General features: G+C 35.8%; 19 protein-coding genes. 5 read left to right on the forward strand and 14 right to left on the reverse strand.

The window, feature by feature from the left end:
- The first annotated feature begins 188 nt into the window (after positions 1 to 188).
- The 3 genes from NRE15_RS09010 to NRE15_RS09020 are packed head-to-tail and all read left to right on the forward strand — an operon-like array spanning position 189 to position 3,371.
- A complete protein-coding gene (locus NRE15_RS09010) occupies positions 189 to 1,148 on the forward strand; it encodes a C39 family peptidase (protein ID WP_313792553.1) in 960 nt (319 codons plus the stop codon).
- A 19-nt stretch (positions 1,149 to 1,167) separates the two neighbouring features.
- Complete coding sequence (locus tag NRE15_RS09015; RefSeq protein WP_313792554.1) at positions 1,168 to 2,046, forward strand: cation diffusion facilitator family transporter; 879 nt, start codon at positions 1,168 to 1,170, stop codon at positions 2,044 to 2,046.
- A gap of 32 nt (positions 2,047 to 2,078) precedes the next feature.
- Positions 2,079 to 3,371 carry an adenylosuccinate synthase gene (locus tag NRE15_RS09020; protein ID WP_313792555.1) on the forward strand — a complete coding sequence of 431 codons (1,293 nt, stop codon included), beginning with the start codon at positions 2,079 to 2,081 and terminating at the stop codon, positions 3,369 to 3,371.
- A gap of 129 nt (positions 3,372 to 3,500) precedes the next feature.
- Here NRE15_RS09020 and dnaB read toward each other — a convergent pair whose 3' ends face one another.
- The 10 genes from dnaB to NRE15_RS09070 all read right to left on the reverse strand — a co-directional run bounded on the left by dnaB (position 3,501) and on the right by NRE15_RS09070 (position 12,060).
- Positions 3,501 to 4,826 (reverse strand): replicative DNA helicase, encoded by a 1,326-nt coding sequence (dnaB, locus tag NRE15_RS09025; protein WP_313794980.1) that lies wholly within the window; start codon positions 4,824 to 4,826, stop codon positions 3,501 to 3,503.
- A gap of 177 nt (positions 4,827 to 5,003) precedes the next feature.
- Complete coding sequence (gene rplI / locus NRE15_RS09030; protein WP_313792556.1) at positions 5,004 to 5,456, reverse strand: 50S ribosomal protein L9; 453 nt, start codon at positions 5,454 to 5,456, stop codon at positions 5,004 to 5,006.
- Positions 5,453 to 7,465 (reverse strand): DHH family phosphoesterase, encoded by a 2,013-nt coding sequence (locus NRE15_RS09035; RefSeq protein ID WP_313792557.1) that lies wholly within the window; start codon positions 7,463 to 7,465, stop codon positions 5,453 to 5,455. Before NRE15_RS09035 ends, rplI begins: the two co-directional genes overlap by 4 nt.
- A 229-nt stretch (positions 7,466 to 7,694) precedes the next feature.
- Complete coding sequence (rpsR, locus tag NRE15_RS09040) at positions 7,695 to 7,928, reverse strand: 30S ribosomal protein S18 (protein ID WP_313792558.1); 234 nt, start codon at positions 7,926 to 7,928, stop codon at positions 7,695 to 7,697.
- Between the two features lie 25 nt (positions 7,929 to 7,953).
- Complete coding sequence (ssb, locus tag NRE15_RS09045) at positions 7,954 to 8,511, reverse strand: single-stranded DNA-binding protein (protein ID WP_313792559.1); 558 nt, start codon at positions 8,509 to 8,511, stop codon at positions 7,954 to 7,956.
- Between the two features lie 37 nt (positions 8,512 to 8,548).
- Positions 8,549 to 8,848, reverse strand: coding sequence for a 30S ribosomal protein S6 (gene rpsF / locus NRE15_RS09050; protein WP_313792560.1), 300 nt, complete (start codon positions 8,846 to 8,848; stop codon positions 8,549 to 8,551).
- A 200-nt stretch (positions 8,849 to 9,048) separates the two neighbouring features.
- Entirely contained in the window at positions 9,049 to 9,714 is a 666-nt protein-coding gene (locus NRE15_RS09055; protein WP_313792561.1) for an amino acid ABC transporter permease, read from the reverse strand.
- A 12-nt stretch (positions 9,715 to 9,726) separates the two neighbouring features.
- Positions 9,727 to 10,434, reverse strand: coding sequence for an amino acid ABC transporter permease (locus tag NRE15_RS09060; RefSeq protein ID WP_313792562.1), 708 nt, complete (start codon positions 10,432 to 10,434; stop codon positions 9,727 to 9,729).
- A 37-nt stretch (positions 10,435 to 10,471) separates the two neighbouring features.
- Positions 10,472 to 11,314: a transporter substrate-binding domain-containing protein gene (locus NRE15_RS09065; RefSeq protein ID WP_313792563.1), complete on the reverse strand. Its 843-nt coding sequence runs from the start codon at positions 11,312 to 11,314 to the stop codon at positions 10,472 to 10,474.
- 14 nt (positions 11,315 to 11,328) lie between these two features.
- The gene (locus tag NRE15_RS09070) at positions 11,329 to 12,060 is read right to left on the reverse strand and encodes an amino acid ABC transporter ATP-binding protein (protein WP_313792564.1); all 732 of its coding nucleotides are present in this window, start codon (positions 12,058 to 12,060) and stop codon (positions 11,329 to 11,331) included.
- A 519-nt stretch (positions 12,061 to 12,579) separates the two neighbouring features.
- Between NRE15_RS09070 and proB the strand changes: the two genes are divergently transcribed.
- Complete coding sequence (gene proB, locus NRE15_RS09075; protein ID WP_313792565.1) at positions 12,580 to 13,386, forward strand: glutamate 5-kinase; 807 nt, start codon at positions 12,580 to 12,582, stop codon at positions 13,384 to 13,386.
- A gap of 31 nt (positions 13,387 to 13,417) precedes the next feature.
- Positions 13,418 to 14,665, forward strand: a complete 1,248-nt coding sequence (locus tag NRE15_RS09080; RefSeq protein WP_313792566.1) for a glutamate-5-semialdehyde dehydrogenase — start codon at positions 13,418 to 13,420, stop codon at positions 14,663 to 14,665.
- 103 nt (positions 14,666 to 14,768) lie between these two features.
- Here the strand turns inward: NRE15_RS09080 and gyrA are convergent, their stop codons facing one another.
- Genes gyrA through yaaA form a run of 4 tightly spaced genes read right to left on the reverse strand, consistent with a single transcriptional unit; the run spans position 14,769 to position 20,682 of the window.
- A complete protein-coding gene (gene gyrA / locus NRE15_RS09085; protein ID WP_313792567.1) occupies positions 14,769 to 17,345 on the reverse strand; it encodes a DNA gyrase subunit A in 2,577 nt (858 codons plus the stop codon).
- Positions 17,346 to 17,378: 33 nt separating this feature from the next.
- The gene (gene gyrB / locus NRE15_RS09090; RefSeq protein WP_313792568.1) at positions 17,379 to 19,298 is read right to left on the reverse strand and encodes a DNA topoisomerase (ATP-hydrolyzing) subunit B; all 1,920 of its coding nucleotides are present in this window, start codon (positions 19,296 to 19,298) and stop codon (positions 17,379 to 17,381) included.
- Between the two features lie 30 nt (positions 19,299 to 19,328).
- Positions 19,329 to 20,444: a DNA replication/repair protein RecF gene (recF, locus tag NRE15_RS09095; protein ID WP_313792569.1), complete on the reverse strand. Its 1,116-nt coding sequence runs from the start codon at positions 20,442 to 20,444 to the stop codon at positions 19,329 to 19,331.
- Positions 20,434 to 20,682 carry a S4 domain-containing protein YaaA gene (gene yaaA / locus NRE15_RS09100; RefSeq protein WP_313792570.1) on the reverse strand — a complete coding sequence of 83 codons (249 nt, stop codon included), beginning with the start codon at positions 20,680 to 20,682 and terminating at the stop codon, positions 20,434 to 20,436. Before yaaA ends, recF begins: the two co-directional genes overlap by 11 nt.
- Between the last annotated feature and the right edge of the window lie 19 nt (positions 20,683 to 20,701).

Below are 20,701 nucleotides of genomic sequence, written 5' to 3' on the forward strand. Positions count from 1 at the left end.
GACATGATTTGTAATATTTTCTAACATTATAATTGACTGTATCAATAGATTGCAAATGTTTCTAGAATCATTAGCAAAAAAATTTAGCGATTTTATAATTTTGTTTGAAGGAAGCAAAAATTTCTCTATTTTTAATCCTATTTATGTTAGAATGTTCAATGTAATCATATTTAAAAGGGGCTAAACGAATGCCATCTAATAAAGTAAATCTAATCGCCTCATCCATTTCAATTATTTTAATTGTTGTTGGTGTCTATTTAATCGTACGATTAGGCGATTTAACTGCACAAAATAGTGTCATTAATGCAGATACAGCTCATTTTGCGAGCGAATCCGATTTATCAGAACAAGCAAATTTAGAGGATTTTTCCTCATCTAGTAATGAAAAAAGTATTGAAGAATCAGAAACTGTTGTTTTGGAAGAAGAGCTTAATTTTAATACGGTTTTAGCTAATCCACCGGAAGATCAAGAAGCTAGTAAGCAATTGATTAATGATATTATCGCTGAAGACTATAATGATAATATTCTATTGGCTCAAGACGATATTGTCGCTGCTATTAATGAACAAAATTTGGATACTGAAGAGATGGGGGCATTATTTCTACCTGAAAATCCAGCTCAATCGCCTAATTTACAAGCTATCCCTCAGTTAGACGTTCCCTTATTAACGCAAAAAGATCCTGAATGGCGCGATGTGAAATATGGTAATGATGCCAACGAGCTAATGGGAGAAACAGGCTGTGCCATCTTATCTTTAGCCATGGTTCATGAATATTTATCTGGTTCACCTGTGTCGCCAATCGATATTCTCGACTGGAGTAAAGAAAATTATTATGTTGACAACCATGGCACCTCATGGAATATTTTTGGTGATTTCGCTAATCAATTTGGATATGGTTTTATTAATCATGGTGATAATTTTTACTCAGCGATCAACGCTGTCCAAAACGGAGAAGTTGTTGTAGCTTCTGTTTTACCAGGCTATTTTACGGATGTTGGTCATATCTTAGTCATTCGCGGATATCAAAATGGAATGGTTTACGTGAATGATCCAAATGATGACCCTGATAAAATGTATAGTGTGCAAGGCATTGATGAATCTGTTTTTCTAAACGAAGGTGTTAACTACTGGTCATATACCAACTGAAAAGAGGGATAAATTATAAATGTCAAATAATAGTAAAGCTAGCAATGATCCCACTAATGAAGCCTCCAAAGGCTCCTTTACGGGGATCATTGTTTATTTAATTTTAGCGGCAGTCAAAATAGTATCAGGTACTTTATTTAATTCATCAACCATGTTAGCCGATGGTTTAAATAACCTTACTGATACGGTCTCATCAATTACCATTTTCATTGGTTTGCGTTTATCTAACCGTCCTGCAGATAATAATCACCATTTCGGTCATGATAAATATGAACCCTTAGCTAGTTTCTTGATTTCCTTATTAATGTTTACCGTCGGTTACGACATTATTGCTTCTGGCGTTCGTCGCTTTATTTCACAAGAATTTCTCGTTCCAGATACCACAATCATCTGGATTACACTCGCTTCATCCGTCGTTCTATATTTTACTTATTTATATATTAGTAGATTAGCCAAAAAAACGAATAGCCTTGGATTAAGCTCAACGGCTAAAGATATGCGTAATGATATTCTAATCAGTTTAAGTACTGTCGTCAGTACACTGGCCAGTACGAATGGCTACCCAATCGTTGATACCATTGTTTCGATTGGTGTTGGTTTAGTTATTATTAAATCAGCTTTTGAAGTTTTTCGTGACAGTACCTTTATTTTATCCGATGGTTTTGATGAGGAGCGTATTCAACAATATAAAGAATTAATTTTAAAACACCCAAAAGTTATTGAAGTTTCTGGAATACGTGGTCGTTTAAGTGGACAAATGATATACTTAGATGTAACCATAAAAATTGATGGGAAGATGTCTGTCAACGAATCCCATCATGTTACTGAAGAGATTGAACATGCTTTAACTTATAAATACGGGGTACATGATACGGATGTTCATGTCGAACCTATTTAAGTATAAAATAAAGAAATAGAGGAGTTTTAATTATGACATCAGTAGTCGTTGTAGGCACACAATGGGGCGATGAAGGTAAAGGGAAAATAACGGATTTTTTAAGTGAAAATGCCGAAGTTATTGCACGTTACCAAGGTGGAGATAATGCAGGACATACCATTGCTTTCGATAATAAAACGTATAAATTACATTTAATTCCTTCAGGTATTTTTTCTTCCGACAAAATAAGTGTCATTGGTAATGGCGTGGTTATTAATCCTAAATCCCTTGTAAAAGAGTTACATTACTTACACGAAGAAGGCATAGCGACCGATAATCTTAGAATCTCAGATCGTGCGCATGTTATTCTACCTTACCATATCGAATTGGATCGTTTACAAGAAGAAGCAAAAGGTGAAAATAAAATTGGTACAACCATTAAAGGGATTGGACCAGCTTATATGGATAAAGCAGCACGTATTGGGATTCGGATTGCCGATTTACTAGACGAGCAAATATTTGCTGAACGCTTACGCCAAAACATTAAAGATAAAAACGAATTACTTGTAAAAGTTTATGGTGGCCAAGCACTAGATTTTGAGAGTATTTTTGAAGAATATTATGCTTATGGACAAGAAATTGCCAAATATGTAGCTGATAGTTCCGTCATCCTAAACGATGCCTTAGACCAAGGTAAACGCGTGTTATTCGAAGGCGCACAAGGTGTTATGTTAGATATCGACCAAGGAACTTATCCGTATGTTACATCTTCCAATCCAGTTGCTGGTGGTGTGACCATTGGTAGTGGTGTGGGTCCTTCTAAAATTAATAAAGTCGTTGGCGTATGTAAAGCCTATACCTCACGTGTCGGTGACGGACCATTCCCAACCGAATTATTTGATGAAATTGGCAATCAGATTCGTGAAGTCGGACGTGAATATGGGACGACTACAGGACGTCCTCGACGAATTGGTTGGTTTGATAGTGTCGTCATGCGTCACTCTAAACGTGTTTCAGGTATTACCAACTTATCATTAAATAGTATCGATGTCCTAAGTGGATTAGATACAATTAAAATATGTACCGCTTATCGTTTACCAGACGGTACGCTGATTGAACATTATCCAGCCAGCCTAAAAGTTTTAGCTAGCTGTACGCCCGTTTATGAGGAATTACCCGGCTGGACCGAAGACATCACCCAAGCAGAACGTTTTGAAGATTTGCCGCTGAATGCTCAAAATTACGTTCGCCGTATCCAAGAATTAGTTGGGGTAGGAATTTCTACCTTATCCGTAGGTCCCGATCGTTCACAAACGATGATCTTAGATTCTATTTGGGCCATGTAATTCGAACCATATAATAAATATCCCTGCTGATCCGATTAGCAGGGATTTGTTTTCTTATTTTAAAAGCTACAGAATCGAGTGTATTCACTAATAGTGTAAACCCTCGGTTCTGTAGCTTTTCAATTACAATTAATAGCCCGTCGGATCCTGTGCATATGACAAACTAGAAAACTTATTATACTCCTTCTTAAAGAGCAAATTAACAGTCTCCCTAGCACCACTCCGGTTTTTCGCCAAAATAACTTCAACCGTATTATCTGGTAAATCATCCTTAAAACCTTCATCCTCATCACCATCTTGTTGATGATAATCTTCACGATATAAAAAGGCCACGATATCCGCATCTTGTTCAATCGAACCAGACTCGCGAATATCACTTAATATAGGGCGTTTATTTTGACGTTGTTCTAAACCACGTGATAATTGTGACAAGGCGATAACGGGAACCGAAAGTTCTTTAGCTAATTTTTTCAATTGACGCGAAATTTCTGAAACCTCTTGTTGTCTGTTTTCACGTCCATTACCATCGATGAGTTGCAAATAATCAATCACTATTAAGCCTAAATCAGGATTTTGTTGTTTTAAACGTCGGCACTTCGCACGAATTTCTGATACTTTTATCCCAGCTGAATCATCGATAAATATCGGTGCATCCTTCAATGTATTGGTAGCAACGGTGAAACTATTCCATTCATCATCCGTTAATTGACCTGTTTTTAAATGTGAAGCATGAATAATACCTTCAGAACAAATCATTCGATAAACTAAGTCAATTGCACCCATTTCTAAGGAAAATACGACAACAGGTACTTTAGATTTTGTGCCAACATTTTGAGCAATATTGAGCGCAAAAGCTGTTTTACCTACCGAAGGACGAGCCGCTATAATAATTAACTGGTCAGGCTGAAGTCCACTCGTCACACGATCCAGTTCAATAAAACCTGTTGGTAAGCCGACAACTTCCCGTTTTTCTTCTGACAATTTAATAATGTTATCAAAAGCTTCCGAAATTAATTTACTCATCGGCTGCGGTTCATTACTTTGACTATTTTCACCAATTGATAAAATGAGTTTTTCACTACGATCAATGATGTTTTCAATTTCATCGCCTTCATTATAAGCATCATTTGAAATTTTCTGACTGGCTGAAATTAATCGACGTAACGTAGCCTTTTCTTTAACAATCCGTGCATACTGTTCAACATTATGTGCCGTTGGTGTATAGTTGGAAATAGTTATTAGATAAGCGTCTCCACCAACATTCTCCAATTCATCATAGGAGTCTAGTTGATAAATTAATTGGACGATATCGATGGATCCCGTTTTATCATAAACTTTTTCCATAGCATTAAATATAATTTGATGCCGTTGTTTATAAAAGTCCTCAGCAACTATGATGGATTGAACGGTTGCAATTTTAGAATTATCGATCATGAGTGAACCTAAAACCGACATTTCTGCTTCATCACTATAGGGTAATGTCCGTTCATTTTGATTAACTTCCAAAAATTCACCTTCTCTTTCTAAAAAAGCAATTAAATTACTTAGGATTCATCCATAATAGGTATATTGTTTTCGACCTATTTTTTTGTACCAGGGATTTCAACTAAGTAATTAATTGCTAATGAAAAGCTATTGTGCTTCTACATGGACACGTATGGTGGCAGTTACCTCAGGATGCAATTTCACTTCGACATTATGAAACCCTAAGGCAGAAAGATTTTGACTTAAATTAATTTTACGGCGATCGATAGAAATTTTATACTGTTTGTTCAATTCATCAGCAATTTGTTTTGAAGGTATTGTACCAAATAGGCGACCGTCATCACCACTTTTTGCATAAATCTTAACAACCGTGTTCTTATCTTCAATTTTTTCTTTCAATTCTTTAGCTTCAGCTAATTCTTCTTCCGCTATACGTTGTTTGGCCTGCTTTTCAGCATTCCACTGACTCATGGCACTACTATCAGCTAATTTAGCTAAATTATTTTTAATTAAATAATTACGACCGTATCCATCTGAAACTTCAATAACTTGACCTTTTTTACCTTGTTTTTTTACATCCTCTAATAAGATGACTTTCATTTTGATTCTTCCTCCTCTTTTAAAAATAAAACTGATTTTAATAAATCATAGACTTCTTCAACTGTTTTATCTTCAAGTTGTGTCGCAGCATTCGATAAATGACCCCCACCATCTAATTGTTCCATGATTGTTTGAACATTAACTTCACCTAGACTGCGGGCACTAATACCAACAACATTTTCACTGCGTCGATAAATAACAAAAGAAGCTTCTACTTTATTAACATCTAAAATCATGTCGGCTGTTTGAGCAGCCGTTACATTATCAATAATTTCTTCATTTGTTCCACGTGAAACAGCAAAACCATTTCCTAAATATTCTGTTTTCGCAAATAAATCATTTCTAGCAATTATGTCATCAAAGTCTTCTTTTAAAATACGATTTATTTGATTGGTATTAGCTCCGCGTGCTTTCAGATAAGAAGCGACATCAAATGTTTTTGAACCTACTCTTTGCGAAAAATTATTCGTGTCAACAATGATTCCTGCTAGTAAAGCCGTCGCTTCAAATTTATTAAGATTAGTATTTGATAAGCGATTATTGATGAAAAACTCCGTAACTAATTCAGCTGTTGATGATGCATAAGGTTCTATGTATGTCAATTCTGTTTGTTTCGGAATATCTTCACCTCGGCGATGATGATCAATAATAACAATTCGATGATTTTCAAGAATTGTTTCAGCTTCACTTAAACTTGGCCGATGATGATCCACCATCACAATTAAAGAGCGATCGGTAATTTGGCTTTGAGCCTGTTTAATATCAATCATATACTTATTTAATTCTAAACGATTGGGTGAATACGCTAATAATGATTGTATGTCTTGATTTAATTCATTCGGATTAATAATAATTTTTCCGACTTTTTTAAATTGACGGACAATATTCAAAATTCCTATAGCAGATGCCATTGAATCTAAATCAGGAGTTTTATGTCCACTAATAAATACCTGGTCAGACTGTTCAATTAGATTCGATAAGGCTTGATAAACTAGTTTAGAACGGACATTCGTTCGTTTTTCACTAGGATTTGTCTTGCCACCGTAAAAACGGGCACGTTCCTCATCAACTTTAACGACAATTTGGTCTCCACCACGGCCTAAAGCTAAATCAAGATTTAACTGAGCTTGTTTGGCTAAATCATCAATATGATAGGTATTTTCTAAAGAAGAAGCAATACCGATACTTACGGTAATAGGAACATTATTTAAGAAACTTCGTTCACGCAATTGATCAAAGTATCTAAAATTATCTTTTTCTAAAGTTTCTAAAACAGCTTGATTAAAAATCAACATGAACTTATCATCAGACAAACGCTTGAAGAAAATATTATATGATAAAGCCCAATTATTTAATTCATTAACAATTTCGGCATCAAAGGTTGTTGATTGTTGGTCATCCATTGATTGAACAATCTCATCATATTCTTCTAATAATAAATACCCAAAGACAACCCGATCATACTTTCTATTCTCAATGATTTCATATTCTTTGGATACATCTATTAAATAAAATGAATTATTTTCTTTTTGGTGCATCAATTTATAGTGCTTGTCTTTCAGTTTGACTGCATGCCACTTTTTATCCGAAGGGATATCTAAAAAGCTTGCAAATTGATTATCCACTTCAATCATCGATTCACCTAAGATATCTTGCTTTCCAAATATCCGTTGCATAGCAGGATTTACCCATCGAATCTTTAAATTTTCATCATAAATAATCGCTGCTATTGGCGATCTGAATAATGAATCATGTTGAACATCATCGATAGTCGTTGATAATTTAGTAGATTGATGATTCAAATCCTTAGCAAAACTATTGATATTAATGAAAAACACTAAAATCATTGCTAAGAGGAGTATGAATTGTAATACCCCTATTTGCCAATTGACGACAAAAGTGGCTATCATAATTAATATATAAAAAATCATCAAACTATAAATTTGCCAACTAATTTTTAGTTCATTGAAAGAACGAAAAAATTCTTTAATTTTTTCAAAGCTTATCACATCTCACCTCTTTGATTAAACTCAATCATTAGTTAATTTTAGCATATTATCATTAAGATTACTAACTAAGATAGACGATTAATGTTTCACGTGAAACATTTTAAATAAATAAAAAGATAGCCCGCAGGCACAAGCAGATGCATGGCTTACGGGCTTTTAGTATTTAAAATGTTTTGATCCAATATATAAACCTTATATATTTTTAGATCTGACCATATACTTTATTCAATTAGTCTTGAACGGTAAATGGTAAAAGTGCCATAATACGTGCACGTTTAATTGAATTAGTTAAAGCACGTTGGTGCTTAGCACAAGTTCCTGTTACTCGACGAGGTAAAATTTTACCTTTTTCAGATACAAAACGTTTTAACAAATCTGTATCTTTGTAATCAGGATGGTCAATATGGTTTGCACAGAAATAACAAACCTTTTTTCTGCGTCTTCCGCCACGGCGTTGTCCCATTTTTATTCCTCCTTAAGTATTTTAATTAGAATGGTAAATCGTCTTCAGAAATATCTATTTGACGATCATCATCCATGAATGGTGAAGATTGTTGATTAAAATCGTTATTAAATGAAAAATTATTTTGTTCATTATTACTTGCATTATTATTAGAATAGTTTTGCGAATTATTGTTATTATAGTTTTGATTTTGGTTAGCTTGATAGCTATTACTATAATTATTTTGTTGATTTCCACTCGTATTTTGAGGACGTTGTTCAGTAACAGCCTTTGATTCTAGTAGATGGAAATTGTCAACGACAACTTCAGTTACATAGACACGTTGACCTTGTTGATTGTCATAGTTCCTTGTTTGGATACGACCTTCAATACCTACTTGCGAACCTTTACGTGTAAAATTAGCAAAATTTTCAGCAGACTTTCTCCAAATAACACAATTAATAAAATCGGCTTCACGTTCACCTTGTTGGTTAGTAAAATTACGATTGACAGCTAAAGTAAATGTCCCAACAGCTACGCCAGATGAAGTGAATCGTAAATCAACTTCTTTAGTCAAGCGACCAATTAACTGCACTGAATTCATTTTTACTTCCTCCTATAAGTGTTTCACGTGAAACAAATTAATCTTCTTTTTTAACGATCATATGACGTAAAATGTCACGGTTAATTCGAGCAAGACGATCAAACTCATCGATACCATTTGAATTTTCAGCAACTACGTTAATTAGATGATAAACACCTTCACGATAGTCTTGAATTTCATAGGCTAAACGTTTTTTCGCCCAGTCTTTTGATTCAACAACTTCTGTTCCATTACTTGTCAAAATACCATCAAAACGTTCTACTAATTCTTTTTTAGCATCATCGTTCATATCAGGACGAATAATATATAAGATTTCATACTTTGTTGATTCATTCATTAGACTAGCACCTCCTTTTGGTCTATTGGCTCTTAAAAAGAGCAAGGAGAGTAGGGGGTTAACCCAATACTCACATCAAAAAATTATAGCATATTAATTTGGAAACTTCAATCACTTTTTGGAATCCATAGCCAATAAAATTTGGCAGAGATATTTACTTAAAAAAACAGAAACCTTTTTTAGGTTTCTGAAAATTTCTTTTATCGAGTTGTTTTATTGCGTTTAGCTAAGTAACGCGCAAAAGATGAAATGGTAAAGTTAACCATAAAGTATATAAGAGCCAACAGACCGTATAAAACAAATACCTGAGCAGTCGTTGTATAGCGGCCCATTAAAATACTGGCTTTACCTAACAACTCTTGTAAGGCTAAGATGGAGTATAAGAAACTTGTATCCTTAACTACGGTGACAAATTGGGAAATGATCGCCGGTAACATGTTTCTAAAGGCTTGAGGTAAAGTGATATACCATAAAATCTGGCCCGAAGAAAAACCTTGTGACTCGGCTGCTTCAATTTGGCCTTCATTCACACCATTTAAACCCCCCCGGATGATTTCGGCTAAGGCTGCGGTAGTAAATAAGGTAAAACTCACAATGCCGGCTTCCACTGAGCGTAGACGGAAAATAAGAAAAATAACAAAAATCCATAAAATATTAGGGACATTCCGTACGATTTCGATATACGTCCCAGCAAGCCACCTTAATAATCGATTCTTATGGTTGCGCATAACGGCTAAGATTGTTCCAAAAAAAGTACTTAAGATAATCGCGATAAAAGCAATGTAAAGGGAGAGCATTAAACCTTCAAAAAGAAATCGCATATTATTATACGTAAATAACTCATTCATTTGTTCGAGAAATGTCATTCAAAAGCCCCCTTATCGAGAAAAAGCTTCTTTATTACGTTTCTCTAAATAAATAGCTAATTTAGTAAGTGGGAAACATAATATAAAGTATAGAAAAGCAGCAGTTGTAAAAGCTGGTACGTAATGTAGATTAAAGGCAGACCAACTATTGGCCGTAAACATAATATCTGCTCCCGATATTATGGCAACCGTTGATGTATTTTTTATCAAATTCACTACTTGGTTGGTCATAGGTGGCAACATAGACCGGACAGCTTGCGGTAAAACGATATACCACATGGTTTCCCAATAGCTAAAGCCTTGTGACTGGCCCGCTTCAAATTGGCCTTGATCAACGGAGCCAATACCCGAGCGAATGACCTCAGCAATATAAGCGGCATGATAAAGGCCAACACATATAATCCCTGTTGTATACGTATCTAAAACGATACCGACCAAAGGTAATCCGTAGTAGACGAAAAATACCTGAATCAATAAAGGAATATTTTGGAAAAATTCTATGTATATGCGCGTGATGACTCTAAGGAAACGATTGTTGGCCGAAGAACTTATCCCGATAATAATCCCTAAAATAAATGCGATAATTAATGCGCCAATTGATAGTCCAATGGTATAGAAAAAAGATTCAATGAAAAGGGGCAGATCTTCGAAAAGCGCTGCCCATCTTTTCAATGCAAATGGTCCTTCCTGTAGCCACGAGACTGCTAACAAATTAGCCATGTTTATACTTCCTCCTCGTGAGTAAAATTAAAAACCACTATTCTGCATCTTCTTCAGTTTCTTCAGCAGCGGCATCAACTAAGCCATGCTCTGCTAATAGACCTTCTAATGTACCATCCTCTAACCATTGATTAATTAAATCATTAATGTAAGCTGCTAATTCATCATTACTTAAGGCCGTAGCCACACCATATTCTTGAGGTGCAAAGCCAATTTCTAAGATTTCAGTATTGTCATCCACATAACCAGCTAAAATTGATTTATCGACTGAAAAGGCATCAATACGACGTGAAGTTAAAGCTGTTTTTAATTCTGGATAAGAGGCTAATTCACTAAATTTGAAAGCTAAACCATCTTCTGCGCCGATTTCTTCAATTTTTTGTTTCGTCGTTGCCGATTGAGCCACTCCAATGGTTTTACCATTTAAGCTAGCTAAATCGGTATAGCCATCTTCTGAACGGACTAAAAAGCCAACTTGATCAGTAAAATAGGCATCTGAGAAATTATAGGTTTCTTTTCTTTCTTCCGTAATGGTGAAAGTAGCAATAATCATATCAACTTCACCATTATCTAACAGAGGTCCCCGCGTTTTGGCCGTAACACCCGTAAATTCAACATTATCAGGGCTACCCGTGATCTCTTCAGCCAGTAAACGAGCTAAATCAATTTCAAATCCTTCATGTTCATTCGTATCTGGATTTAAGAAACCAAAATATGGCACATCTTCTTTTATTCCCACACGAATAACGCCGGCATCACGTAAGGCTTGGACTTGAGCAGGTAATTCCTCTTGAGCTGAGACAGTTGTCGCTTGGAAAGTTGGCATAACAGCTGATAATAACAATAAGCTACTGAATAAAAATTTTAATCCTTTTTTCATAGGTAAAAACTCCTTTATGAATGTGAAATTATTTTACTTAAAAATTCTTGAGCTCTAGGGTTAACCGTCTGTGTGAAAAACATCTCTGGATCACCTTGTTCTAAGATTGACCCTTGATCCATAAAAATTATTCGATCAGCCACTGAACGGGCAAAGCCCATTTCATGTGTCACAACAACCATCGTTATATTGGAATCAGATAAATCAATCATAACATCTAATACTTCTTGAATCATTTCCGGGTCTAAAGCTGACGTTGGTTCATCGAACAATATGACTTCCGGATGCATATTCAATGCCCGTGCAATCGCCACCCGTTGTTGTTGGCCACCTGATAACTGAGCTGGAAAAGAACTGGCTTTATCGGCTAAACCAACACGTTCCAAATACTTCATAGCTGTTTCTTCGGCTTGTTTTTTATTAACACCCTGAACCTTAATGGGTGCGAGTGTAAGGTTATCTAAAACAGTTTTATGGCCATATAAATTAAAATTTTGAAATACCATCGCAACTTTCTGTCGGACTTTCTGAATCGGTGCTTTCTTCTGAGTTAAGTCAACTCCATATACGGTCGCTACGCCATCACTCACTTCTTCCAATCGATTCATACAACGAATCAATGTACTTTTTCCTGATCCTGAAGGACCTATGATGACCACTTTTTCGCCTTCATCAATATCAAGATTGATATCTTTTAACACATGATTATCACCAAAATACTTATTCACATTTTTTAAGTGAATCAATTATCAGCACCTCCTTTTATGAGATTATAATTAAGATTACCATAAAAAATTAATATTGAATAGTCAATTTTTTATTCTATTATAATATTATTTTTAATTTATTTTTATATTTGACTACCTATCTATGACATATAATGTTATGAAATGTGACATAGAAAATGGATATAAAGTAAGGCTTTTTTGGTTTTTAAAAGAGAATTTTACGGTATTTCTTACTTTTATCCCCTTTTTCCATTCAAAACAAGCATTTAAAAAATTTATTTTCAATCACTTTCATAATAAATACCCATTCTGTGTTAGATATTTTAACTAACTTATTTTCAAAAATTTTAAGTTAAATTTAAACGTTTTCAGTCATTTATTTACCTTACAAGGATTGTAATAGATTGTATTTCAATATAAGAAAAAAGTAATTTTTACCCTTTAATATTAATATTTAGTTAGAAAAATTATAGCCATGCTAGTATAATTGACTATTTTCTGTATAATAGATGTATTCGAGCTACAAGGAGCAAACATATGGAACGTGCATTTATTAAAGACTATCAACGTATCGTGATAAAAATTGGTACAAATTCAATTATGCAATCTAAAAGAAAGATTAATTATCAAAGGATTGATCGCTTGGCTTATGTCTGTTCAACCTTACAACAAGCGGGTAAAGAAGTTATTTTGGTATCCTCTGGTGCGATAGGGGTAGGGGCAAGTACTTTAGGTTATGAAGTATATCCCACCGATATTGGAGAACAACAAGCGGTTGCCGCCTTTGGTCAAAGTGTCTTAATAGGACATTACAGTCGCTTCTTTAACTACTATAATCAGAAAGTGGCACAAATTCTATTAACACGTGATGTCATCGATTTTCCCGAATCATTAGCTAACGTCAGAAATGCTTTGGAAAATCTGTTAACCAAAAATATCATTCCGATTATTAATGAAAATGATGCTGTGGCGATTGATGAAATGGACCATCAAACGAAATTTGGCGATAATGATACCCTCTCATCCATTGTAGCTAAAGTTGTAGATGCTCCGTTGTTAATTATTCTAAGTGATGTAGATGGCTTATATACGGACAATCCGATGCGCAATCCTAAAGCAGTTAAAATAGATTATGTTTCTGAAATTAATGATGACATTTTATATATGGCAAGTGGAAAAGGTTCAGAATTTTCTAAGGGTGGCATGTTAACTAAAATTAAAGCTGCACAGAATATGTTAGAAGATAATAAAACGATGATTATTACAAGTAGTGATAATCCAACGGTTTTATTCGATATTTTAGATGGAGTCGCTGTCGGTACTTTATTTAAAAATAAGGAGTAGGGCAGGGGTATTTATTAAGGGGGTTTTGGGGTTGACTTATTTAGACACTTTAGGGCAAAATGCCAAACAAGCGGCGCGGCTAGTACGTCGTTTAAAAGCGAGTGAAAAAAATAAAGCGTTACAATCAATGGCTGAGGCTTTGCTACAACATCAAGATCAAATTTTAGAGGCTAATCAAAAAGATTTGGCTAAAGGCCAGGCGAATGGTTTATCCACTGCGTTACTGGAGCGTTTAACATTAAATGAAAGTCGTATTCTGGGAATGGTCAATGGCTTAAAGCAAATTGCAGGCTTGGATGATCCTACTTTAAAAACGGATAGTCAATGGATTAATCGCGATGGTTTGCGGATTAGTCGACGTCGGGTACCGCTTGGCGTTATCGGAATTATTTACGAATCCCGTCCAAATGTGACGGTTGATGCAACGGCTTTGTGTTTAAAAGCAGGTAATGCTGTTATTTTACGTGGCGGAAAAGAAGCTTTGGAAAGTAATCAAGCGATTATTTTAGCTTTACAGGAAGGTTTGTCGCATACAAATGTGCCAATGACAGCGGTCCAATTGATTACAGATCCTTCGCGTGAATTAGCTACTGAATTTATGCAATTAAATCAATATGTTGATTGTTTGATTCCACGGGGTGGTGCAGGCTTGATTCAAACGGTGTTAAAACAAGCAACGGTACCTGTCATCGAAACGGGTGTGGGAAATTGTCATTTGTATGTGCATCGTGCGGCTGATTTAGCAATGGCTCAACGGATTCTTTTAAATGGCAAATTGCAGCGTCCATCAGTTTGTAATGCTTTGGAGACTTTAATTGTTGATGCTTCCGTTGCCAATGAATTTTTACCAACTGCCGCCTCAGCCCTTAAGGAGGCGGGGGTCGAGATTGTAGGCGATGAGGCTGTGTTGGCGCTTGTTTCGGAGGCTGAATTAGCTACCGATATCGATTATGCCTCTGAATTTCTTGATTATAAGCTTGCTATTAAGGTTGTGGATAGTTATGAACAAGCGATTGATCATATCGACCATTATTCAACAGGGCATTCGGAAGCAATTATAACGAATGATTACCAAACTTCCCAAAATTTCTTAAATGATATTGATTCAGCTTGTGTTTACGTCAATGCCTCGACACGTTTTTCAGATGGAGAAGTCTTTGGTTTTGGTGGTGAAATTGGGATTAGCACACAAAAATTACATGCCCGTGGTCCAATGGGATTGGAGGCTTTAACAAGTTATAAGTATGTTATTGAAGGTGAAGGTCAGGTAAGAGGGTAGCCATTGTGATGAAGTGAACTGAAAAAAAAAACCGGCTTTTTAGTTATAGGGTAAAATATTTCCACTATAACTAAAAAGTCGGTTTTTTTATCGGAATTCTAAACTATTCAAAGTCATCATCTTCATCGTCGAATTCTGATTCATCATCCAATTCTTCTTCATCTATATCGATGACTTCATCTTCTAATAAATCGTCTTCATCTACTTCAGCTAGCTCACTAATGGCCTCTTCATCTGAATGTTCAATCTTTGTAATTGAGCTTACTAGTGCATCATCTGTTAGACGAATCATTCGTACACCTAAGGTTTGACGACCCGTTTTTGAAATACTCGCAATATTAAAGCGAATAACCGTTCCTTGATTGGTCATAATCATCAAATCTTCGCTACCATCCGTCGTTGTAATTCCAGCTAAATCACCGCTCTTTTCAGAAATATTAGAAGTTTTAACCCCTTTACCACCACGGTTTTTCACCACATACTCACTAGCTGGCGTCCGTTTGCCATAGCCTTTTTCCGTAACAACAAGGACTTCATCCGTGTCATTAAGAATCGCTGCTCCAATGACATAATCGCCTTTACGTAAACGAATACCACGTACACCCGTTGCTGAACGCCCCATTGGACGAACATCTGTCTCTTTAAAGGTGGTTGCAAAACCTTTACGGGTTCCAATGATAATATTCTTAGTCCCATCTGTCACTAACACATGAATCAATTCATCCTCATCATTAAGTTTAATTGCTACTAAACCATTTTTACGGATATTCAAGTAACTAGCCGATGGTGAACGTTTAACGGTACCATTTTTGGTGACAAACATTAAATACTCTTCGACCGTATTATTTGTTTGTTGATTCACGCGAACAATATCACGGACTTCTTCGTCTTTTTCAAGGTTTAATAAGTTAACGATTGGAATTCCCTTAGCCGTGCGACCATATTCAGGGACTTCATAGCCTTTAGTTTGATAAACCTTACCTAAATTAGTAAAGTATAACAAATTATCATGCGTTGAGCAGGATAACATCGTTTGAATGGAATCATCTTCCGAAACACCCATGCCTTTAACGCCACGACCCCCACGATTTTGAACTTGGAATTCATCTTCAACCATGCGTTTGATATAGCCATTTTTAGTTAATACAATTAAAGATTCTTCTTCCTCAATAAGATCTTCGTCATCAATATCGGTTAATTCACCCACCATTAATTGGGTACGTCGCGCATCGTTAAAGCGTAATTTAATATCATTTAATTCATCTTCAATGATTTCAAATACACGTTCTTCACTGCCTAAAATTTCATTCAAGCGCGTAATCAATGCTAGTAAATCTTGGTATTCTTGTTCAATTTTCTCACGTTCTAAACCTGTTAAGCGGACCAAACGCATATCTAAGATGGCTTGTGCTTGAACATTAGATAATTCGTAGCGTTCCATCATTAAATTTTTAGCTGTTTCGGCTTCTTGAGATCCTCGAATAATGGCAATAATTTCATCAATAACATCCAGTGCAATACGTAAACCTTCTAAAATATGGGCACGTTCTTCAGCTTTTCGTTTTTCAAAAGCAGTCCGGCGACGGATAACCTCAACTTGGTGATCGAGATATTTACTTAGGATGTCTTTAATACCTAAAACTTTTGGAATTCCTTTATCGATGGCTAGCATATTCATCCCAAAAGAACTTTGAAGGGCTGTTTGTTTAAATAAATTATTTATGACCACATTAGCGCTCATATCACGACGGACTTCAACCACAATACGCATACCTTCGCGACCTGACTCATCAGCGACATAGGTAATACCTTCAATTTTCTTCTCACGGGCTAATTCGGCAATTCGTTCAACAATTTTAGCTTTATTAGCGCCATAAGGTATTTCGGTAATAACTATCCGTTCGCGGTCTTTACCCATGGGTTCAATTTCAATTTTACTACGAACAATAATTTTTCCTTTACCAGTTGCATAGGCTTTACGAATCCCAGATTTACCTATGACAATCCCTCCGGTAGGAAAATCAGGTCCAGGTAAAACTTCCATAATTTCAGCAATGGTTGCGTCCGGATTTTTCATTAATAAAATTAGGGCATCAATAACTTCACCTAAATTATGTGGAGGTATATTCGTAGCCATCCCAACAGCAATTCCCGAAGCACCATTAACTAATAGATTAGGAAAACGGGCTGGTAATACCACGGGTTCGCGCTCTTCTTGTGAGTAGTTATCTTGAAAATCGACGGTATCTTTATTAATATCTTTCAACATTTCTAAAGCAATCTTACTCATTCTAGCTTCCGTATAACGCATAGCTGCTGCGCCATCTCCATCGACAGAACCAAAGTTTCCATGACCATCTACTAGCATTTGGCGATAACTAAAAGGTTGTGCCATACGTACCATGGCTTCATAAATCGCACTGTCCCCATGAGGATGGTATTTCCCCATAACGTCTCCAACAATTCTGGCAGATTTTTTATGCGGTTTATCCGGTGTAACACCTAATTCGTTCATTCCATATAAAATACGACGATGGACGGGTTTTAAGCCATCACGTACATCCGGTAATGCGCGCGCAACAATCACACTCATCGCATAGTCTAAAAACGATGTCCGCATTTCATCAGGAAGATTAACGACTTCAACTTCTCTAGGTGTTCCTCCAAATGTTTCACTCATCTAATCTTACGTCCTTTCTTCAAAACAAGACTTCTACACATCAAGATTTTGAACATAAACCGCATTCTCTTCAATGAAGAGACGGCGAGGTTCAACATCGTCACCCATTAACATTTGCATAACGCGATCAGCTTCTTCAGCATCTTCTACAGACACCTTTAATAACCGACGCTTTTCAGGATTCATGGTTGTTTCCCATAGTTGGTCATCATTCATTTCACCTAAACCTTTATAACGTTGAATTGAGTATCGCGCATTTGGATTTTCTTTTTGCCATTGTTTGAGTTGTTCATCGGTGTCTAAATACGTTTCTTTTTTACCTTGTTTGATTTGATAAAGGGGTGGTTGTGCAATATAAACATAACCAACTTCCAAAAGGGGACGCATATAGCGGAAAATAAGCGTTAAAAGCAATGTCCGAATATGAGCACCGTCAACATCCGCATCCGTCATTAAAATCAATTTATGATAACGCACTTTAGACACATCAAATTCTTCACCAAAGCCCGTTCCCATTGCTGTAAATAATGAACGAATTTCTTCATTTTTCAAAATACGGTCCATCGTAGCTTTCTCGACATTTAAAATTTTGCCTCGAATCGGTAAAATCGCTTGAAACATCCGCGAACGCCCTTGCTTAGCCGATCCTCCCGCAGAATCCCCCTCAACAATAAATAACTCACATTGTTCAGGATCTTTACTTGAACAATCGGCTAATTTACCAGGTAAATTAGCAATTTCTAAACCACTCTTTTTCCGCGTCATTTCACGTGCCCGCTTAGCCGCTAAACGGGCTTTAGAAGCTAAAATACCTTTATCAACAATTATGCGAGCTGTTTTAGGATTTTCCATTAAGAAGGCTTCTAAGTGGGTTGAAAAGATACGATCAGTAATCCCACGTACTTCAGAATTACCTAATTTTGTTTTAGTTTGTCCTTCAAATTGTGGGTTTGGATGTTTAACCGAAATGACTATGGTCAAGCCTTCACGAACATCTTCACCCGATAAATTTTCTTCATTTTCTTTAATCAAATTCATTTTACGGGCATAATCATTAATCACCCGCGTCAACGCACTTTTGAAACCAAATTCATGAGTCCCACCTTCATGCGTATTAATGTTATTGGCATAAGATAAAACATTAGTATGATAGCTATCCGTATATTGAAAAGCAATTTCAAGTTGAATCCCATCAATTTCATCTTCCATATGAATCGGTGTGTCAAATAAATTCGTTTTTTCTTGATTTAAGAATAAAACATACTCATTTAAACCACCCTCAGAATAAAAACTTTCGCTCTTTTCCCGGTCTTGACGGCGATCTTCCAAAGTAATCCGTAAACCTTTATTTAAAAAAGCTAATTCTTGAATCCGACGCATCAAGATATTATATTCAAAGTCGACCGTTTCAGTAAATATCGTCGGATCAGGTAAAAAATTCACTTTTGAACCGGTATTATCAGTTGTTCCGATGATTTCCAAATCTTTCATCACTTTACCACGTTCAAATTGTTGCTCATAAATATGACCGTCACGCGCCACTTGGACGGTTAGTTCGCTCGATAATGCATTAACAACCGAAGCCCCTACACCGTGTAATCCACCAGAGACTTTATACCCGCCTCCGCCAAATTTACCCCCGGCATGCAAAACGGTAAAAACTGTTTCAACCGCTGGACGTCCTGTTTTGGCTTGGATATCAACAGGAATTCCCCGGCCATTGTCTATTACCGTAATACTATTGTTAGCTTCAATAAATACTTCAATATGATCACAATAACCAGCTAAAGCTTCATCAATCGCGTTATCAACAATCTCCCAAACTAAATGATGTAAACCTAAACTACTGGTCGATCCAATATACATCCCTGGCCGTTTACGCACAGCCTCTAAACCTTCTAAAACCTGGATTTGATCAGCATTATAATTATTATTGTATTCTTTTTTGGTCACGAAGCATCCTCTTCCTTTCAAGTTTGACTTCTATGGTTCACTAATTGTGCCTTTTTTAACGTGATATATCTTGGCTTGTTTTAATTCTGCTAGCTTTAAACCACTAATAGAAGCAGTCGTTAAAAAAGTTTGAACTTTTGATTCAATATAACTCATCAAAATATGTTGACGTTGGTCATCCAATTCAGATAATACGTCGTCTAATAATAAAATAGGATATTCTGACGTGAGTTGATACATTAAATCAATCTCAGCTAATTTTAAGCTAAGAATAATTGTACGTTGTTGCCCTTGCGAGCCATATAACTGGGCTGATTTATCATTTAAAATAAATTCTAAATCATCCCGGTGAGGTCCATACAAGGTATTGCCTAAGTCTTTCTCTCGTTTTTGGCTATGTTTGAATAATTGCATCAATTGATCGGTCAGTGTATCCAACTGAGTATAATCTAAACGAGAGCTAGAACTTTTATAATTAATTTGTAATTGATCGGACTGATTAGACAAACGATGATGGACTGGCTGGGCTAATTTAACTAATTGCTCAACAAAGTTTAGGCGATATTTAATGATGTTAACAGCTTTTTCAATCAATTGTTCGGTTAAAACCTCAAAATAAATAGCATCAAAATTTGACTGTTGACCAAACTGTTTTAAATACGTATTGCGTTGTTTTAAAATACGGTTGTAATCCAATAATTCATTTAAATAGACGGGGTGGGATTGTCCAAGTTCCACATCAAGAAAACGACGGCGTAAAGCAGGTGAGCCTTTAATTAATTGGAGGTCTTCAGGAGCAAATAAAATAACATTTAATTTGCCAATAAAATGACTGAGTTTAGCTTGTTCTAAATGATTAAACTTGGCTATCTTTCCTTTTTTATTGAGTTGTAATTCTAAAGGAAAGGTATAGTGTTTCGTTTCCACTTCACCTTTAATCATTGCTTCGGTGTTAGACCAACGAATCATTTCTTGGTCATGATTCGTTCGATGACTTTTGGCTAAAGACAACAAAAAAATCGCCTCAAGGATATTGGTCTTTCCTTGGGCATTTTCACCGGTGAAGATGGTTAAACTGTGATCAAAACTCAGCTCTAAATTGGCATAATTTCTAAAATTAGTTAATTCGAGTCGTTTAAGTCTCATTAGGCTTTGCTGGTGATATTTGTTGGATGGTAATGGTCATATTTTCATTAGGTAAGAATATTTTATCACCTGAATAAAGTTTTTTACCGCGTCTTTGTTCTAATTCATCGTTTAAATAGACTTCAAACTCACTTAAATACCACTTAGCCATCCCGCCACTGGGAATATAACTTTCTAATTTAAGTAATTGACCTAAGGTTATATACGAATCTCTAATTTTTAGTATTTTTTGTTGCATCTTTATCACCATCCTCACT

Source organism: Fundicoccus culcitae (assembly GCF_024661895.1).
GTDB lineage: Bacteria > Bacillota > Bacilli > Lactobacillales > Aerococcaceae > Fundicoccus_A > Fundicoccus_A culcitae.

Excerpts from the sequence above, each read along its gene's own strand:
- rpsR (WP_313792558.1), bottom strand. The coding sequence starts at position 7,928 with ATGGGACAACGCCGTGGCGGAAGACGCAGAAAAAAGGTTTGTTATTTC.
- rpsF (WP_313792560.1), bottom strand. The coding sequence starts at position 8,848 with ATGAATGAATCAACAAAGTATGAAATCTTATATATTATTCGTCCTGAT.
- gyrA (WP_313792567.1), bottom strand. The coding sequence starts at position 17,345 with ATGAGTGAAACATTTGGAGGAACACCTAGAGAAGTTGAAGTCGTTAAT.
- NRE15_RS09020 (WP_313792555.1), top strand. The coding sequence starts at position 2,079 with ATGACATCAGTAGTCGTTGTAGGCACACAATGGGGCGATGAAGGTAAA.
- recF (WP_313792569.1), bottom strand. The coding sequence starts at position 20,444 with ATGAGACTTAAACGACTCGAATTAACTAATTTTAGAAATTATGCCAAT.
- NRE15_RS09065 (WP_313792563.1), bottom strand. The coding sequence starts at position 11,314 with ATGAAAAAAGGATTAAAATTTTTATTCAGTAGCTTATTGTTATTATCA.
- NRE15_RS09015 (WP_313792554.1), top strand. The coding sequence starts at position 1,168 with ATGTCAAATAATAGTAAAGCTAGCAATGATCCCACTAATGAAGCCTCC.
- NRE15_RS09060 (WP_313792562.1), bottom strand. The coding sequence starts at position 10,434 with ATGGCTAATTTGTTAGCAGTCTCGTGGCTACAGGAAGGACCATTTGCA.
- proB (WP_313792565.1), top strand. The coding sequence starts at position 12,580 with ATGGAACGTGCATTTATTAAAGACTATCAACGTATCGTGATAAAAATT.
- yaaA (WP_313792570.1), bottom strand. The coding sequence starts at position 20,682 with ATGCAACAAAAAATACTAAAAATTAGAGATTCGTATATAACCTTAGGT.
- ssb (WP_313792559.1), bottom strand. The coding sequence starts at position 8,511 with ATGAATTCAGTGCAGTTAATTGGTCGCTTGACTAAAGAAGTTGATTTA.
- NRE15_RS09055 (WP_313792561.1), bottom strand. The coding sequence starts at position 9,714 with ATGACATTTCTCGAACAAATGAATGAGTTATTTACGTATAATAATATG.
- dnaB (WP_313794980.1), bottom strand. The coding sequence starts at position 4,826 with ATGTCGGTTTTAGGTTCACTCATGATCGATAATTCTAAAATTGCAACC.
- rplI (WP_313792556.1), bottom strand. The coding sequence starts at position 5,456 with ATGAAAGTCATCTTATTAGAGGATGTAAAAAAACAAGGTAAAAAAGGT.
- NRE15_RS09010 (WP_313792553.1), top strand. The coding sequence starts at position 189 with ATGCCATCTAATAAAGTAAATCTAATCGCCTCATCCATTTCAATTATT.